This is a genomic window from Winogradskyella sp. 3972H.M.0a.05, assembly GCF_040493455.1.
In the GTDB taxonomy this organism is placed as follows: domain Bacteria; phylum Bacteroidota; class Bacteroidia; order Flavobacteriales; family Flavobacteriaceae; genus Microcosmobacter.
Genome location: NZ_JANFDA010000005.1, coordinates 162,816 through 179,629 on the forward strand (window position 1 = coordinate 162,816; position 16,814 = coordinate 179,629).

Annotated in this window: 14 protein-coding genes; 4 read left to right on the forward strand and 10 right to left on the reverse strand. The window is 35.1% G+C overall.

What is annotated here, in order from left to right:
• Window positions 1-15: 15 nt before the first annotated feature.
• Window positions 16-1,143: a vWA domain-containing protein gene (locus tag NCE97_RS11595; protein WP_353779432.1), complete on the forward strand. Its 1,128-nt coding sequence runs from the start codon at window positions 16-18 to the stop codon at window positions 1,141-1,143.
• Entirely contained in the window at window positions 1,143-2,609 is a 1,467-nt protein-coding gene (locus tag NCE97_RS11600) for a MoxR family ATPase (protein ID WP_353779433.1), read from the forward strand. Before NCE97_RS11595 ends, NCE97_RS11600 begins: the two co-directional genes overlap by 1 nt.
• On the opposite strand, the gene NCE97_RS11605 is transcribed toward NCE97_RS11600, so the two are convergent.
• Both NCE97_RS11605 and NCE97_RS11610 read right to left on the reverse strand, forming a co-directional pair.
• Entirely contained in the window at window positions 2,610-5,039 is a 2,430-nt protein-coding gene (locus NCE97_RS11605) for an ATP-binding protein (protein WP_353779434.1), read from the reverse strand.
• A 138-nt stretch (window positions 5,040-5,177) separates the two neighbouring features.
• The gene (locus NCE97_RS11610) at window positions 5,178-7,586 is read right to left on the reverse strand and encodes a TonB-dependent receptor domain-containing protein (protein ID WP_353779435.1); all 2,409 of its coding nucleotides are present in this window, start codon (window positions 7,584-7,586) and stop codon (window positions 5,178-5,180) included.
• 179 nt (window positions 7,587-7,765) lie between these two features.
• Between NCE97_RS11610 and NCE97_RS11615 the strand changes: the two genes are divergently transcribed.
• Entirely contained in the window at window positions 7,766-8,839 is a 1,074-nt protein-coding gene (locus tag NCE97_RS11615) for a sensor histidine kinase (RefSeq protein ID WP_353779436.1), read from the forward strand.
• Window positions 8,836-9,564, forward strand: coding sequence for a LytR/AlgR family response regulator transcription factor (locus tag NCE97_RS11620; protein WP_353779437.1), 729 nt, complete (start codon window positions 8,836-8,838; stop codon window positions 9,562-9,564). Before NCE97_RS11615 ends, NCE97_RS11620 begins: the two co-directional genes overlap by 4 nt.
• Here the strand turns inward: NCE97_RS11620 and NCE97_RS11625 are convergent.
• From NCE97_RS11625 to NCE97_RS11660, 8 genes are all read right to left on the reverse strand, one after another.
• The gene (locus tag NCE97_RS11625) at window positions 9,561-10,133 is read right to left on the reverse strand and encodes a YdeI/OmpD-associated family protein (RefSeq protein WP_353779438.1); all 573 of its coding nucleotides are present in this window, start codon (window positions 10,131-10,133) and stop codon (window positions 9,561-9,563) included. The genes NCE97_RS11620 and NCE97_RS11625 overlap by 4 nt on opposite strands.
• Window positions 10,133-11,770, reverse strand: coding sequence for a M1 family metallopeptidase (locus NCE97_RS11630; RefSeq protein ID WP_353779439.1), 1,638 nt, complete (start codon window positions 11,768-11,770; stop codon window positions 10,133-10,135). The genes NCE97_RS11625 and NCE97_RS11630 overlap by 1 nt, the downstream gene beginning before the upstream one ends.
• Window positions 11,771-11,775: 5 nt before the next feature.
• Window positions 11,776-13,110: a M28 family peptidase gene (locus NCE97_RS11635; RefSeq protein WP_353779440.1), complete on the reverse strand. Its 1,335-nt coding sequence runs from the start codon at window positions 13,108-13,110 to the stop codon at window positions 11,776-11,778.
• A 5-nt stretch (window positions 13,111-13,115) separates the two neighbouring features.
• Window positions 13,116-13,877 (reverse strand): sugar-binding protein, encoded by a 762-nt coding sequence (locus tag NCE97_RS11640; protein ID WP_353779441.1) that lies wholly within the window; start codon window positions 13,875-13,877, stop codon window positions 13,116-13,118.
• A 1-nt stretch (window position 13,878) separates the two neighbouring features.
• The gene (locus tag NCE97_RS11645) at window positions 13,879-14,346 is read right to left on the reverse strand and encodes a DUF6265 family protein (RefSeq protein WP_353779442.1); all 468 of its coding nucleotides are present in this window, start codon (window positions 14,344-14,346) and stop codon (window positions 13,879-13,881) included.
• Window positions 14,347-14,439: 93 nt separating this feature from the next.
• A complete protein-coding gene (locus NCE97_RS11650; RefSeq protein ID WP_503066098.1) occupies window positions 14,440-15,063 on the reverse strand; it encodes a DUF6090 family protein in 624 nt (207 codons plus the stop codon).
• A gap of 100 nt (window positions 15,064-15,163) precedes the next feature.
• A complete protein-coding gene (locus NCE97_RS11655) occupies window positions 15,164-15,928 on the reverse strand; it encodes a DUF6090 family protein (RefSeq protein WP_353779444.1) in 765 nt (254 codons plus the stop codon).
• Window positions 15,929-15,938: 10 nt separating this feature from the next.
• The gene (locus NCE97_RS11660; protein WP_353779445.1) at window positions 15,939-16,730 is read right to left on the reverse strand and encodes a DUF6090 family protein; all 792 of its coding nucleotides are present in this window, start codon (window positions 16,728-16,730) and stop codon (window positions 15,939-15,941) included.
• Window positions 16,731-16,814: the final 84 nt, after the last annotated feature.

The following is a 16,814-nucleotide window of genomic DNA, read 5'->3' on the forward strand; positions in this document are numbered from 1 at the left end:
TATTTTTATACTGCTATGAATGTATCTCCAAATAGAAAAGGTTTTGTTTTTAAATTTTATGAAGCTCCTGAGCAATCACCCTTCGAAAAACTGTTTGAAGTTTTTAAGGAGTTAATCACGTATACTTCTGGTGATTTTGATGAAGCTATAGATTGGTTACGACAATTGGATGAAGAATACAATCTTACCACAGAGGATTATACTATTGAAGATTTTATTGAAGACCTTAAAAAGAAAGGCTATATACGAGAAGAAATTGACCCTGATGGAAACGGCAATGGATTAAAAATCACCTCTAAAACAGAGCGTGCCATCAGACAGCAAGCCTTAGACCAAATCTTTGGCAAGATAAAGCGATCTGGTTCTGGAAATCACAAAAGCAAATCTCCAGGGATAGGCGATGAGCACACAGGGGATTTTAGAGCATATCAATTTGGAGATGCTTTGGATAAGGTGTCGATGACTGAAACCTTGCGAAATGCACAGATTAACCACGGTATCAATGACTTCAATATTACTGAAGATGATCTGGTAGTAGAAGAGACTTTGCATAAATCGCAGATGAGTACTGTGTTAATGATTGATATTAGCCACAGTATGATTTTGTATGGTGAAGACCGAATTACTCCTGCTAAGAAAGTTGCCATGGCATTGGCAGAACTTATCACTACACGATATCCAAAGGATACACTCGATATTTTGGTTTTTGGAAATGATGCCTGGCCAATAGCAATTAAAGATTTACCCTATCTTAAGGTTGGTCCTTACCATACCAATACTGTTGCTGGTTTACAATTGGCCATGGACATGTTGAGACGAAAACGCAATACCAATAAGCAGATATTTATGATTACTGATGGTAAGCCGAGTTGTCTTAGAATGCCAGATGGGCAATATTATAAGAATAGTGTTGGGTTAGATCCCTATATTGTGAATAAGTGTTATGCTATGGCTCAGCAGGCAAGACGGTTACATATACCCATCACAACATTTATGATCACCGATGACAGTTATTTGATGCGATTTGTACAGGAGTTTACCAAAGCTAATAGAGGTAAAGCCTTCTATACTGGATTGAAAGGTCTCGGTGAAATGATTTTTGAAGATTACGAAAACAATAGAAAAAGAAGAATAAAAGGTTAATGAATATAGAACAAGTAAGAACACTAGGAGCACTAAAGCAAGCAGGTTATCAATGCAAGTCTATAAAGGATGAGTTAAGAGATAATCTAATTAAAAATATTAAAGAAGGCATTACGTCTTTTACTGGAATCCATGGTTACGAGCATACGGTAATCCCAGAACTGGAACGTGCAATTTTGTCTAAACACAATATAAATTTACTAGGACTCAGAGGACAAGCCAAAACTCGTTTAGCACGACTGATGATTGGTTTACTGGATGAATACATCCCAGTAATTGAAGGTTCAGAAATTAATGATGATCCTCTTCAGCCGATTTCAAGATATGCTACTGAATTGATTAAAGAAAAGGGCGATGATACACCAATAAGTTGGTTGCATAGAGATGAGCGATTTGCCGAAAAGCTTGCTACACCAGATGTTACTGTAGCTGATATTATTGGTGATGTAGATCCTATAAAAGCTGCAAATTTAAAGTTGAGTTATGCAGACGATCGTGTGATTCATTACGGGATGATTCCTCGTGCGAATCGCTGCATTTTTGTTATTAACGAACTTCCAGATTTGCAGGCTAGAATTCAGGTAGCATTGTTTAATATTCTACAAGAAGGTGATATTCAAATTAGAGGATTTAAGTTAAGGTTACCACTTGATATGCAGTTTTTATTTACTGCCAATCCTGAAGATTATACCAATAGAGGAAGTATTGTTACACCTTTGAAGGACAGAATTGGATCTCAGATACTGACGCACTATCCAGATACTATAGAAATTGCTAAAACGATTACTGAGCAGGAAGCCAAGTTGGATGCTAGGCAATCGGAACTTGTCTATGTACCTGAACTTGCAAAAGAGTTGTTGGAACAAATCAGTTTTGAGGCTAGAGAAAGCGAATACGTCGATGTAAAAAGCGGTGTGAGTGCAAGGATGAGTATTACTGCTTTTGAAAACTTATTGAGTACAGCAGAGCGTAGAGCATTACTTTCTGATGATAAGATGACATCAGTAAGATTAAGTGATTTTATTGGCGTTATTCCTGCTATTACAGGGAAAGTGGAATTGGTGTACGAAGGTGAGCAAGAAGGTGCAGATTTTGTTGCAAATTCATTGATTGAAGAGGCCATAAAGACGTTGTTCCCAAAATATTTCCCAAAGATTGAAAAGCTTCAGAAGCAAGATGAAGAGACGCCTTATGATGATTTAGTATCATGGTTTTTTCATCAAAAAGAAGGATTCGAACTGCTAGATGATCTCAGAGATAAAGAGTATAAAGCTGTTTTAGACGCTGTATCTCCGCTCGATGATTTAGTTGGGGAATATCAGCCTAATTTGGAAAAAGCGGATAGCTATTTTGTGAAAGAATTTATTCTTTGGGCTTTGGTAGAATATAAACAGCTAAGTAAATATAGATTTACCGAAGGATTACAATTTAAAGATCCTTACGGAAGTTTTATTAGTGGTCTATAATTAGCTAGCTTTTAAAAAGATTTCATTAAAAATCGTTTCGTGAAGTAGCTTTTTATCTATTGGCTTGTTCAAGATGGTTTTTATGCCAACTTTTTCAAAGTTCTTTAGGTTAGATTCTTTTTCGATAGAGGTAAATGCGACAATAGGAATTTGCTCGTTAAATTCTCGTATTTTTTCTGAAGCTTCAAAACCATCCATCACTGGCATCATCATATCAATGAGTATAAGATCAAAATTGTCGTTTTTTTCTAGCAGATCTAGTACTTCTTTACCATTACTGGCGATTTTGAAGGAGATATTTTCATGATCCAAAGTCTTTTTGAGCAACATTTGATTGATAAGATTGTCATCCGCTGCTAGAATATTGATATGCTTTGGGTACGTCATTTCTGATGTAGGAAGCTCTTTTTTGTTATCCTTTATTTTTTTAAAAGGAAGTGAGAATGAAAATGTAGAACCTTTACCTTCAGCAGAAATTAAATATAATTCCCTATTATAAAGCTTCAATAGTTTTTGGATGATAGATAGCCCTAAACCAGAGCCTTCGTACTTTGAGTTTAATTCTGAATGTACTCTAAAGAAGGTGTCAAAGATTTTTTGTTGATTGGATTGCGAAATACCAATCCCGGTATCTTTTACACTAAAATTTAATTCTATGGTGTTGTTGATTTGTTCAACTAGTAGAATAGTAATATTGATATTGCCATTCTCTGTAAATTTATTAGCATTAGAGATTAGATTAAAGAGTATTTGTACCAGCTTTATTTCGTCTCCAATAACTTCCTTTGGGACTCTTTTGCCTATGGTGTAATTGATTTTATTATTGTTGTTGGAATTGGTTAGTTCTATCACATTATTCAAGAGCATTTCTATATTGAAAGGTGATTCAGCGATACTAATATCTTTTTTCTCGGAGAAGAGGTTTATGGTAAGTACATTGTTTACTAAGCCCAAAAGGTATTTCCCTGAAAAAGATAAAGTTTCCAGTAATGATTCCCTTTCAGAGGCTTTGACCTTTCTTGTTTCGGACAACAATTGAGAAATACCAATAATGGCATTGAGAGGGGTTTTTAATTCATGAGTTATTGAATTTAAAAATAAAGACTTATCCTTATAAGCCTTTTCGGCACCAATCTTGGCTTGATATAACTCTTCATTGCTTTGTTTTAGTTGTGCCGAATATTTCGTTTTGGATTTGTTTCTCTGATATTGAATAAAACTGATAAGCAATAGGCTAGAAACACAGATTATAGCGATTGTATTTGTGTTAGATACTTTTTGTCGCAAAATGGAGTTTTCTTGTTCTTTTATTGTTGCTTGGTATTGAGCAATTTCTTTATCTTTTTTTTCTAGCTCGTATTTTTCAGTGCCTTCGGCTATCTTTTTGAGGATGTTTTCATTATACAAACTATCTTTTAATAGGAGACATCTTTCAGCTAAAATTATTTTCTCTTTATCATTATTATTTGATTCTTTTAGTAGCTGAAATAATTTTTCGGAAACTAATAACTCGCTTTGCAATAGTTTGGATTCTTTAGCTCTTTTTTTTGCGTTTCTGTAGCTTTTTTCAGCATTTTTATAATCATGCATTTTTCTATAAATATCTCCTATTAAAGTATGAATAGCAGCAACCTCATAATCATTATCATTCTTTATTTCAGATTTAGCTTTTATAGCATGATCTAAGGCTTTATTTGTTTTGTTTACTTTATAATAATATTGTGTGTAATAATAATTTAACCAATAATTAATGTGGTATTTTGATGTGAAATTTTTATCGAGCTTTTTTGCTTTAATCTCTAGCTCATTTAGTAGCTCAAAACATTCATTTAGATTATTAGTATCCAAATGAATTTGAACTAATCCAGTACTAGCCATTGTGTAAGCAATGTCATCATTGGTTTTTTGCGCTAAGCCGACTGCTTTTTTTAAATATTTTTTGGATTCTTCAAGCTCTTTTAGTTCGGTATGAATAAATCCCATATTCCTGTTAATCTTTATAATTTTACTTGTGTCTTTAAGTTTTTCATATAAATCTAAGGCAATAAGGTAGTGTTTAGATGCACTTTCATGATTGGACTTAAAACTATGGAGAATACCAAGGTTAAAATTATTTTCTGCGATACCTTTTTGGTAATTGATCTTAGTAGCCAAATTTAATGCAGTACTTGCAATTGAATCACCAAGATCAATTTTATTTACTCGAGCGATATATGCAAATGCTATCTTACTGTTGGCATCAATAATACCTTTAGTGTAATCTAAAGATTCTGATTCTGCTCTTACTTGTAAATATAGTTCCAACGCTTTATTGACATCACCATTAAAAATTTCCTCAGCGTGTTTTAAAGTTTGCTGAATAGATGTTGTATCTACTTGGGCATAAGTATTGACAGCACAGAAGACCACAATAAAAAAGAGTACTCTCATACAGTTTGGTTTTGTGGTTTCAGAAAGAAAAATAGCTAATAAAAAAGAGGATACGAATAGTGTAAGCGTATTCGTATCCTTAAAAGTACATTTTTTTTATTGATTCCAATAATAAGCCAGAAAAATTAACAACTGGGTTTAACCACCTATTCTGTTTTTCTCATCTTCAAGACCTGTTTTCCTTTGTCTCGCTTTTTTGATTTCGTTTCGTCCAAAATTGTATGTAAGGTTAAAGCGTACTTGTCTACTATCGTTACCGCCATCGCCATTAATGGTAAGACTACCAAATTGGGTGTCACCTTGCCAAGGCGATGTGTAAAGAATATCATTAAAAGCTAGTCTAGCAGTAAGTCTATCATCAAAGAACTTTTTTTGCACCGCAATATTCAAAGAGCCTAAGCTTCTGGTCTCATAGGTACCTCCCCAAATTGATGGAGAACTGTACCATCCAGATACTTCTGCTCTAAATCCTTTTGGAAGTTTAAATGTATTCTGTGCATAAAGGCTTAGTGTATTCTGAGAAATAGGATTAAAATCTTCATTAGTAGCTTCAAATATACTTCTGTAAGCATTCAAACTAAAGTAAATACTCCACCATTTATTGAAGCTTGTAGGGTAGGAGACGCCTAGATTAATGACCTTTTGGTTTGCAACATTTCTTGTGGTTAAGAAATTCTGATTATTCCCGACCGCCTCAGTTATTTTAGCAAAATAGTCTTTAATAAAACTATAGCTGATCGATGTAGTTAAACGATAGTTGAATGTATGCGATAACTTTAGATTATCTGTGTATTGCGGTTGAAGAAACGGATTTCCTTTACTGAATGATAACTCATCGATTTTGTATTCAAACGGATTTAAACTAGCATAATTTGGTCTTTGAATACGACGACTATACGTTAATGCAAAAGAGTTTTTTTGATTCATTTGATAGGTAATACCACCACTTGGGAACCAATCTGTATAATTACGTTTTACACGGTCGTTTTGTTCTTCCTGTAACGCGGTCAATGTGCCATCAGAATTGGTATGCTCCATACGTAACCCTAACTGGATATTAAACTTTTTATATTTCTTGTTATAGTTGATATAAGCAGCATTTACTTGCTCATCATATTCAAATTGGTTGGTACGCTCTACATTGATGATATCTTGTCCGTTAATGCGATCAAAGAAATCAAATTGGTTATCAGTGACTACCTGAGCAAACTTAACACCTACTCCCAGTTTTCCCTTTAAGAGATCTTGCTCGTAATCGAGTTTTGAAGTGAATAGATTAATTTCGATAGGTGTAACCATATAGTTAATAGTTTCACTAATCAAGTTAGTCTCAGTACCATCAAAATACTGGTTTGGCTGTAGATTGTTGCGATCACTGTCATAGATACCATAATCGACATCAATGTTGATTGAAGAGCCATTGTCGCCTTTAAATTTATAGTTGATGTTGGTATACAAATTCGACGTTTTTGATTCTGTGTCACTGCCAGCAACCAATATTTCATCAGGAATATTAGCACCAATTGGAGTTATTGGAGTTCTGGAGTCGCTATCGGAATCTCTTCGGCTAAAGTTTCCAGACAAGATAATTCCGAATGTGGATTTTTTGCTCGCATACCAATCAAAACCAGTTCTGATGTTGTTACTCGCATTGTCATAAATAGTTTCAGTTTGTGCATCAAAAATTGTGTTGTTCTGTGTTCTGAAGAGGTTTATAAAACTTAGGCTTTCACCAAAACGATTGCTAAATGTGCCGTAAATGCTCACTTTTTTACTACGAGTGTTAAACGATACAGAGTTATTCAGCCTAGCAAATTCTCCATAGGTAAATCCAGAAGTCGCACTTCCATTTGTGCCCAGGCTTTTATCGCGTTTAAAACGAATATTGATAATTCCAGCATTCCCTTCAGCATCATATTTTGATGATGGTTGAGTGATTATTTCTATGGCATCAATATCACTAGCTTGGATTGTTTTTAGGTAATTCACCAAATCCTGTCCTCTAAGAACTGATGGCTTATCATCAATGTAGATCAGTACACCTGTTTTTCCTTCGACGATGAGGTTGTCATTATTATCAATAATAACTCCAGGTGCCTTTCTAAGCAGTTCGAAACCAGAGTCACCAGTGGCGTTAATGGTATTCTGAACATTGAACACTGTTTTGTCTGCCAAGACCTGCACCATTGGTTTCTCGGCTTTTACAACAACTTCATCCAAGGTTTCAGAATCTGTAATCAAGGTGATGTTACCAAGATTTTTTTCACCGCCCAAAACTTCAAAAACTTCAGAATTATAATCTTTAAATCCTAGGCTAGTAATATTAATAACATACTTTCCTTGTGCAACATTATTAATAATGAAACTACCATCATTCTCAGCAATAGCTGCTTTAATGAATTTGCTTTTATCTTCATTGAATAGTGAAACAACTACTGCTGGAACTGCTTGAGAGTTGTCATCTACCACACGACCTTTTACACTAGATTGAGCGAAGGATGTTGAAGTAAATAAACTGATTAAGAATATGATGACGTTCGTTTTCATGATTGAATGATTTTATGACACAAAGATGATTGTATCCTATATGGTATGCACTTCAATTCCGATAAGTTGACCTATAGAGCGACGAATTGAAATGGACAACTCAACTGGAAATAGGTCAGCTCATCGATTAGAGTAAGCGAAAAAAATATGCTAACTTTAAATTTGTTGAAAATAAAAGTATGGAGGCACAACCATTTTTAAAGAAACGAATATTGGGAATTCAATCAGGCGAATTGATTGCTTTTTTGGGATTTTATCTTTTTTGGGCATTTGCTTATCATACTGCAATTACTATTAATAGTAGAGCCTGGAGCAAAGGCGAAGTTTCTCTATTAGATTTTGGAGAGTTTATGGATACTGTCGGGCTGGATTATATTCTTAAAGCTTTGCTTACCTTTCCTATATGGTGGTTGCTTATAAGACGTTTGAAGGGATGGAAAAACATAAAAAAGATCTCTTTGCATTTTATTTTCCTGCCAGCTTTTGTGCTAATCTGGCAACAGCTTTATTATTGGATAAGCGAAATCGTTGGTTTTGGACATCTTAACGGCGTAGCTAGAGTATGGGATATTTATATACCAGCCTTGTTTTATACACTTCAGTTTGGGATTATTCATTCTTATAATTATTACTTAGATAATCAGAGGAAAATACGATTAGAAGGGGAATTACGAACAGCAGCATTAAAAAGTGAAATATCTGCTCTAAAGGCTCAGCTCAATCCTCATTTTTTATATAATATTTTTAATACGATAAGTGCTTCGGTTCCGGCAAAAAATGAACGTACACGCCATCTCATTGCTGAGTTATCTGATTTGTTTAGGTATCAACTAAAAGCTTCTCAGGTAGAAAAAGTTCCGTTAAGAGAAGAACTAGAGTTCGTCAATAAATACCTTGCTTTAGAAAAAGAACGCTTTCAAGAACGCTTAGAGATTGATATTGATGTGGATGACAGTATTCTCAATGAACTAGTGCCTCCGATGCTACTTCAACCTTTGGTAGAAAATTCAGTAAAACATGGTCTGTCTTCATTGATTGAAGGTGGGAAAATCTCAATTAGCATACAGAAAAAAGGAGACCAGTTGGCATTTGAAATAGCAGATACAGGAGTTGGTATTAAGGACAAAACCAATGCATTCGATAAAGGTATAGGACTTACCAATACTAGGCTTCGCTTAGAAAAAATGTATAAAACTACCTTGCAGTTGTCTGACAATACACCTAAAGGTCTAAAAATTAATTTCGCTATATGAAGAAAGTAATTATTGTTGATGATGAAGCAGCTGGCAGGAAATTGATTAAGGAATATCTTGAAGATTTTCCTGAGTTGGTACTCTTGGGAGAAGCAAATAACGGTGTTGATGCCGTGAAAATGGTGAATGAGTTCAAACCAGATCTTGTATTTCTGGATGTTCAAATGCCAGGAATGACAGGGTTTGATGTTTTAACTCATCTAGAAGAATTGCCACAGATTATATTCTCAACAGCGTACGACCAATATGCACTCAAGGCTTTTGATGTACATGCCGTGGACTATCTCCTTAAGCCTTATACAAAGGAACGTTTTAAAGTAGCTGTTGAGCGTCTAGAACTTAATTCTGGGGGTAACAAAGCTAGACCTTTGGCTGAAAGCTTGTTCATGGACTCTCCAAAGATTCCTGAGCGTATTCTTGTTCAGTCACAAAATAAATTGGTTACCATTTCTTTGGAAGATGTAGTACGAATAGAAGCTTATGGAGATTATTCCAAGCTTATTACTGAAGACAAAACGTATTTAAGCAACTACGGGATTTCTTCACTCGAAGAAAAATTGAATGCTTCTATTTTTATCAGAGTACACCGTTCTTCGATCATCAATATTAATAGAGTGAAAGAACTTAATAAGTATACTAAAAGCTACGATGTTACCATGCAAAATGGCGATGTGGTAAGAGTAAGTAGAGGGTATATGGATAATATTAAAAAACTGATGTACTAATAAGTACCGCGAGTTTTTATGTTTGCTTCGCAAAGCTTTATAATCTCCTCAATGCGTTTTTGTCTTGTTGCTTCTCTCTTTGCAGAATTCAACCAATATAAATAGCCTTTTCTGTATGAGGTTGAAAAGTTTTTGTAATTCTCAAAAGCTGTAGGGTTTTGGTCAAATGCGTTTTGGAGTTCTTCTGGAATGACTTCATTCTCAACATCATCTAAAGCAGACCAACTACCATTTGCTTTAGCAATATCTATACTTTTTTGCCCAGCATCTTGAATCAGGTTTTTTTCGGTTAACTCTACTATATATCGCTTGTTTAAAGCGCTCCAGACACTTTTTGGTTTTCTTGGGCAGAAGTACTGCCTGCGTTTACCATTGCCTAAACTTTTTACAGTAGAATCAATCCAACCAAAGCATAAAGCAACTTTTACAGCTTCTTCCCAACGCATTGTAGGGATTTTCGTTTCAAGCTTATAAAAGATGAGGTAAACACCATTATGCTGATCATGGTTTTGTAGTAACCAGTCGTACCAATCGACATCGCGTTCAAAATAAAGTTCTGGATATCCCATTATAGCTTTTTTGAGTTCACATAGAAGTCACGATCAACTTCAAATGATTCTGTTTTAATTGATTTTGTCTTCCATTCAGCATTAGGGAATAACCAATCAGACTTACCATCAATAATAACTTGGACAGGCATATCAAACTTGTCGATAATATTTGTCCAACGGTATTTTAGCTCTCCGTCTTTAATGGAATACTCTAAGGTGGGAATCATCGTAGTTCTTAGATATTGATTAAAAAACTCTGTAAGATCAACGCCTTTTTGTTTGCTGATATAGTCTTCAATCTGCTTGGTGGTTACTGTTTTATGGTAAAATTCTTTGTTTAAGCCTCTGAGGATTTGTCTCCATTTATCATCATCTTCTAAAAGTTGTCTTATAGTATGTAGTATGTTTGCACCTTTGTAATACATATCGCTAGAGCCTTCTTGATTAACGTCATACGGACCAATTAATGGACGATCATTTTGTATGCGTTTTCGTGTACCAATAACATAATCGGCAGAGGCTTCTTTTCCGTAGAAATAATCTAAGAAGAGATTTTCTGAATAGGCTGTAAACCCTTCGTGGATCCACATGTCGGCTATGTCCTTGTTGGTAATATTATTGGCAAACCATTCGTGACCGCCTTCATGTACAATAATGAAGTCGAATTTTAGTCCCCATCCAGTTCCTGATAAATCTGTACCACGATATCCATTTTGGTACCCATTACCATAAGTAACTGAGCTTTGATGCTCCATGCCTAGATATGGTACTTCAACAAGTTTGAAACTATCTTCATAGAACGGATAAGGACCAAACCAATGCTCAAATGCTTCAATCATTCTTGGAGCGTCTTTGAATTGTTCTTTGGCCTTTTCGAGATTGTCTCTAAGGACATAATAATCTAAATCTAAATCGCCATTTTCGCCTTTATAGACTTCAGAAAAGTTGACGTAATCACCAATATTCACATTGACACCATAGTTGTTTATTGGATTGTTGACATACCAATGATAGGTGTTAGAATCTTCGTGCTCTTCAACCTTTTTCAATCTTCCGTTTGATACATTCATTAAGCCTTTTGGTACTGTAACGCTAATATCCATACTATCTACTTCGTCATACATATGGTCTTTACAAGGCCACCAAACGCTGGCGCCTAAACCTTGACAAGATGTGGCGATAAAGTGCTTACCATTGTTGTCTTTTTTCCAAGAAAAACCGCCATCCCAAGGTGCTCGCCTTGCTTCTCTTGGGTGCCCTTCATAATGTACTTCGATTGAATTGACATCTCCTTTGTTTTGTTTGCCAAGCATTATATAAAATACATTGCCTTCACGTTTGACAGCACAGGTTTTTCCATCTTGGGTTACTTTAGTAATCTCCATAGGTTGCTGTAAGTCGATTTGCATCACTTGATGCGGTTTCAGGACTTTGTATTGAATCGTGTTTTTTCCTGAAATAAATTTTTCTTCAGGATTCACTTCAATGTCTAGATGGTAATAGGTGAGGTCCCACCATTCGCGTTCTGGTGTTATTGAACCTCGCAGTGTATCTTGTTTAGTGAATTTTTGCTTTTCTTCAAGTAAACCTTGGGCTAGGAGCGTTGAAGTTGTTGTAAGTAGTATTAAAGCTAAATGCGCTATTTTTTTAATCATAAATATTAATTTCTAAATATTGAATTTGGGAAAACTACTAAACTTTCATGACCATCTTTACCAACTGCTGCCACACCAAAAAAGTAGTTGTCTACCACAATACCTTCTAGTGTGCCTCCAAGTTTATTACCAACATATTTGCTATGGTCCCAAGTAGGAGAGGTCGTATCTCTCCAATAAATTTTGTATCCTACGGCACCTTCAACTTCACTCCATATTAGTTTGACAGAAGGTTCTACAATACCACCAATCGAAACTTTTGTTGGACTGGGAGGTGCAGAAGCTAGGCTTGCCAAATTTATAGCATTAACTGCTGTTAGCTTTTTACAATACGGGAAGTTTACATGTTCAAAGGTATCTCCATAAGCAATACCATCTTCAGTTCGGATGTCTTGATGTTGTTGTGTATAGTTTTCGTGTGCTTCCATTATTCTAATGCCTGCAAAACCTTCGTCACAGAATGGTCTATGATGTCCACCACGACCAAATCGGTCTAATCGGTAAACCATCATAGGATTCATTTCAGGCATGTAGGTCTTAGTGGTTTTATGCACATAGCGTGCCAATTGTCTAGATATCCCATCTACTTCACCACCATAAAATCGTCTGGCTCTTCGCTGATTTTCAGTTTCGTTTGGAGGTACAGGCTCAGAAAATATTCTGAAAGTCCTATTATCAATGACACCATCTACGCCTTTTATGTTGCCTATCATATCATTATTTAAAATACCAATAATGTCCCAATTGTTTTTCTTAGCATAGTTTGCTAGTCCTTTACCTCCAAATAGCCCTTGTTCTTCACCTGAAAGTCCTACATAGACAATACTACTTTCAAACGTATATTTAGATAATACTCTTGCAGCTTCTATAGCACCTGCCATACCTGTAGCATTATCGTTGGCTCCTGGAGAATCGTCTGTATAATTATTTGGGTCACTTATACGAGAGTCTATGTCACCACTCATTATCACATAGCGATTCGGATACTTTGTTCCTCGCTGAATGGCAACCACATTGACCACCCAAACGTCTTTAGCAATGCGCTGATTGGCTCCTGCTTCTACTAAGTCTTTTTGGTAAAACACTTCCAGGCAATTGTTGCAGTCTTTAGAGATGTTGTCGAATTCTGCTTTAATCCAACGTCGTGCTGCGCCAATTCCTCTAGTATCTGATAAGGTGTCGCTCAGTGTGTGACGTGTACCAAAATCGGCAAGTGTTTTTACATCTTGTTTGAGGCGTTCTTCAGAAACTGCATCGATGATGTCATATAGTTTGGTGTCTGTTTGTGCAACAGATACTAGAAAACAAAGAAGACATAGTGCTACTAATGTATTTTTCATGGTCTTTAATTGGTTAGTTCTATAGTTCCAAAAATGCTAGCATCTATCCAACCACGATTTTTGTCGTCGCCTTCAACTGCTATGGAGCCTATAAAATTTTCACGTTCTTCGCTTTGGTCGTTATCGCAATATGCTATTGCAAAACCTATTTTTTTGCCTGCTTTTAACATTACAGGCTCATTTTCTTTATCATTTTGGTACGAATCATCAAAGATAGAAATCTTCAATTCCCAAACAGAGGTATTGCCTTCAGATATTCTTTTTGTGATGACATGATCGTTAAATAGTTTGGGTGTGTTTTCAGCAATGACATCAACCACATCACCATTTAAGTCAACATGATATGCAAATGCATTATGATTGTATTGGTGGTCACCACCACTATTGTCTTCATCTATAAATACTTCCACACAATCATCGTCCCACCAGCGTGTTAGCGGATCTTCATAGGGATTATAGAGGACATCGTCTTTCACTTTTACTAAGACATATAATGCTTTTTCTGTCCAACACATTGCGTATTCTGCTTCAAAATCTTCTGCTGTGTAGGGTTTGCCCAGCCACAATTCATTAATAGGATACCAAGTACTCGATTGCCAGATAGATTCATCGGCTACGCCATCTAAAGTTATTCCGTCTTTGGCTTTAGGGACTTTTCTGAGCTGCTTAGTCTCTTTTTGATTGGTGGTTTTAGCCGTATTAGAATTGGAATCCTTGCAGGAAAAAAACAATGAAATGGCTAAAAAGAAAATAATGGACTTCTTCATTTTATTGTTTCTTGTAGTTGAACTTTACAGTTTCAGTTTTTCCGTTTTCTTTGATGTCTACAAAGACATTCATTTCTTCATCTGAAACACGCTCAAAGGCCATGCCTTCAAAAACAACTTTGCTTTCGGTAATATATTTTAATGGAAAATCTACTGTTTCGTCCTTAGTTTCCCAACCTCTAAGCTTACTATCAAAATGTTTTAGTTGTAGTACAAGCGAATTCTCTATTTCTCTAATGATCTCAATTTCATAGAATGAGACTTTACCATTATTAATAAGTTTGAAACTAGCCATCATGGAGCCTCCAGAGGGTTCGCTCCAAATTTCTTCTGTTATACCTCCAAATGCTTCACCATGCCAAGTCCCGGCTATCCACTTAATATTTTCGAGTTTAGGTTCTAGGGTTTTGTCTTGTGAAAATAGGCATAAGGAGAGTAGGCAAAAGACAATAGTGAAAAGTGATTTCATCGTTAGAATTTTAAACTAAAAAGATACGCAATATTTGAAATAGTTTTTGGAGGAGGTTCACTTTTTAACGTATTGCTTCTTTAGTGATTCGGATCACTTCTGTTCTAGTTCTTTATCTAATAGTTGTAGTAGGTCATTCACATTTTTACGTCCCCATTGCAGGGCTCGGACATGATCGGACCTGAGTGTGATGAGCACATTGAGAAAATTTCTGAATTCAGGATTCTCCTTTAATGCCTCATAATCATTTGGTCTGGCGGTTTCATCGTCCATATTATTGGCGCGTCTAATATGACCAATCATCATACGTTGTGTGGTATTTTGGCTAAAACTCCATTCCCATCCACCATAATCGTCAATGATGCGTTGAAATTCGAAATCGTATATCTGGATGATCTTGGCTTTCAGGCTATCATTGCTGATTCGATCCATGCCTTTCACTTTAAGGGTTTCATAGGATGTTTTTGGAAGGTAAGGGATGTGAAACAGATCGAGGTGAGCAAAGGCAGTATCTAAAACCTGTGAATAGGGCAAGTCTTCGTTAAGGTGTCTTTGGATTTGTTTCAAATAGTTGACTGTGATTTGGTTGTAATGCGCCACTGTATCTAATTCCTTGACGGAGAAAGCCACGTCTTTTCTAAGCTCTTTAAGCATTTTTATTTCTTGAGCCTGTAACTTTCGGTCCTCATTCCAGTTATTGATCTGCAATGCAATCAAAATTCCTATTACTACAAGCAGAATTTCACCAACAGCGTATTTAAAGTATTTTCCCATTTGATTCTTTTCGATTAAAGATTTGCGGATATGTCTAAAGAATTTAATCATTAAATAAGGTCTTTAATTCAGTATCGATCTCGGCTTTTACATTTTCGGCTATTTGTTTCATGGATTTCCACCGAATCATTTGTTCTCTATTACTACCAAACTTTAAAAGTACCATTTTCCAGAAGTCCTTATTATTTGAGAGGGCTTCAAAATCTAATTTTTTTAGACTAGAAATGTCTTGCACATCAATGGATGCGAAAGAAAATCCATCTACGTTAAGTAATAGAGATTCTACTACTAATGGGGTAATTAAGTCATCAGTGACTTTTTGTGTTGTTGCATCAGTATAGCTATCCTTGGTAATGCGATAGTAGTCAAAGATATTTTGGCGAAGTTCCTCATTTTGGACGTAACTCATCTTACCAGAAGACACAGCTTCATCAAAAATGCCGCTGTTACTCTTAAAATAGTTGTCTATTAAAAACTCATAAGAGCTTCGGATAAAATCTATTTTGTTTATGGAATCTAGATTGTTGAGCAACTGCAATGTCTGTTCTAATCTATTGAGCCGTTCTCTTGATTTAATTGAATTATTTTCTATTTGCTTAATATCTAGGTCAATTTCATTGGATAAATTGGTGAGCAGAGCGATTTCTAATTTGCGTTCCTTTTTATATTCACTGTAATTATTGATCTGTAAAGCAATCAAAATACCAATAACCACAAGTATAATTTCGCCAATAGCATAGATAAGGTACTTGCTGAATTTGTTTTCAGTTATCGATTTTTGGCGGATGCGACGGAAGAATTTAATCATAGATTTAAAATTAATTTGAATTAATTTCTTTTTCTATCAATGAAATTAGTTCATTGACCTTATCTGAAGCTTCTCTAAAAGAAATAAACTGCAATTGAGCATTATAAGGAATGCCTACAACTCCGTTTATAAATTCTTTATCATTTATTAGTGTGATTAAGTCTTTCTGAAACTCATCAAAATAAATGCTCATTTCTTCTTTCGAAAACTCTCGTTTAAGAACACTTTTTTGATTCGGGTCTGTAACAAAAGCATTACTTGTATTTATTATTTTCATTATTTGCTCATGTAAAAGATTTCTGTGTTCAACTTTTAGCGCTTCTTGATTATTTAAAATTGCTTTGTACAGTTTATCTAAATCTAATAGTTTGATTTTTATAGAATCATTAGATATAATATTTAAGTTTCCACTGCTCACCATTTCATTAAAAGTAACTTGATTAATATTTATATCTTTCCAATTACCAAGAGCTTGGAAATAAGGCAGAATTTTAGCAACTGTATCTTGATTTTTACTGAACCTAAAATTTAAAAAGACATGAGCAGCTGCTAATTGTTTTTTCTTACGATTTAGGGTTTCTTTCCATAGTATTTTATTCTCTTCTAGATCTACAGTGAGTCTTTTTAAATAACTTAATTCTATTGTCCTTTCCTTTCTGTTCTCATTCCAATTGTTAATCTGGAGTGCGATCAAAATTCCAATAACTACGAGAATGATTTCACCAATAGCATATTTAAAGTATTTGCCCATTTTGTTTTGTTCTAATAAGGATTTGCGGATATGTCTAAAGAATTTAATCATGATTTTATAGTCTTTGTCATTCCTGCGAAGGCAGGAATCCATTTTGTTGTTTTGAATTTCATTGTGGATTCCGCATCAAGTGCG

What these genes read in the sequence shown, in the direction of transcription:
- NCE97_RS11655 (WP_353779444.1), bottom strand. Translation starts at nt 15,928, where the DNA reads ATGATTAAATTCTTCCGTCGCATCCGCCAAAAATCGATAACTGAAAAC.
- NCE97_RS11645 (WP_353779442.1), bottom strand. Translation starts at nt 14,346, where the DNA reads ATGAAATCACTTTTCACTATTGTCTTTTGCCTACTCTCCTTATGCCTA.
- NCE97_RS11615 (WP_353779436.1), top strand. Translation starts at nt 7,766, where the DNA reads ATGGAGGCACAACCATTTTTAAAGAAACGAATATTGGGAATTCAATCA.
- NCE97_RS11605 (WP_353779434.1), bottom strand. Translation starts at nt 5,039, where the DNA reads ATGAGAGTACTCTTTTTTATTGTGGTCTTCTGTGCTGTCAATACTTAT.
- NCE97_RS11640 (WP_353779441.1), bottom strand. Translation starts at nt 13,877, where the DNA reads ATGAAGAAGTCCATTATTTTCTTTTTAGCCATTTCATTGTTTTTTTCC.
- NCE97_RS11620 (WP_353779437.1), top strand. Translation starts at nt 8,836, where the DNA reads ATGAAGAAAGTAATTATTGTTGATGATGAAGCAGCTGGCAGGAAATTG.
- NCE97_RS11635 (WP_353779440.1), bottom strand. Translation starts at nt 13,110, where the DNA reads ATGAAAAATACATTAGTAGCACTATGTCTTCTTTGTTTTCTAGTATCT.
- NCE97_RS11600 (WP_353779433.1), top strand. Translation starts at nt 1,143, where the DNA reads ATGAATATAGAACAAGTAAGAACACTAGGAGCACTAAAGCAAGCAGGT.
- NCE97_RS11630 (WP_353779439.1), bottom strand. Translation starts at nt 11,770, where the DNA reads ATGATTAAAAAAATAGCGCATTTAGCTTTAATACTACTTACAACAACT.
- NCE97_RS11625 (WP_353779438.1), bottom strand. Translation starts at nt 10,133, where the DNA reads ATGGGATATCCAGAACTTTATTTTGAACGCGATGTCGATTGGTACGAC.
- NCE97_RS11610 (WP_353779435.1), bottom strand. Translation starts at nt 7,586, where the DNA reads ATGAAAACGAACGTCATCATATTCTTAATCAGTTTATTTACTTCAACA.
- NCE97_RS11595 (WP_353779432.1), top strand. Translation starts at nt 16, where the DNA reads ATGAATGTATCTCCAAATAGAAAAGGTTTTGTTTTTAAATTTTATGAA.
- NCE97_RS11660 (WP_353779445.1), bottom strand. Translation starts at nt 16,730, where the DNA reads ATGATTAAATTCTTTAGACATATCCGCAAATCCTTATTAGAACAAAAC.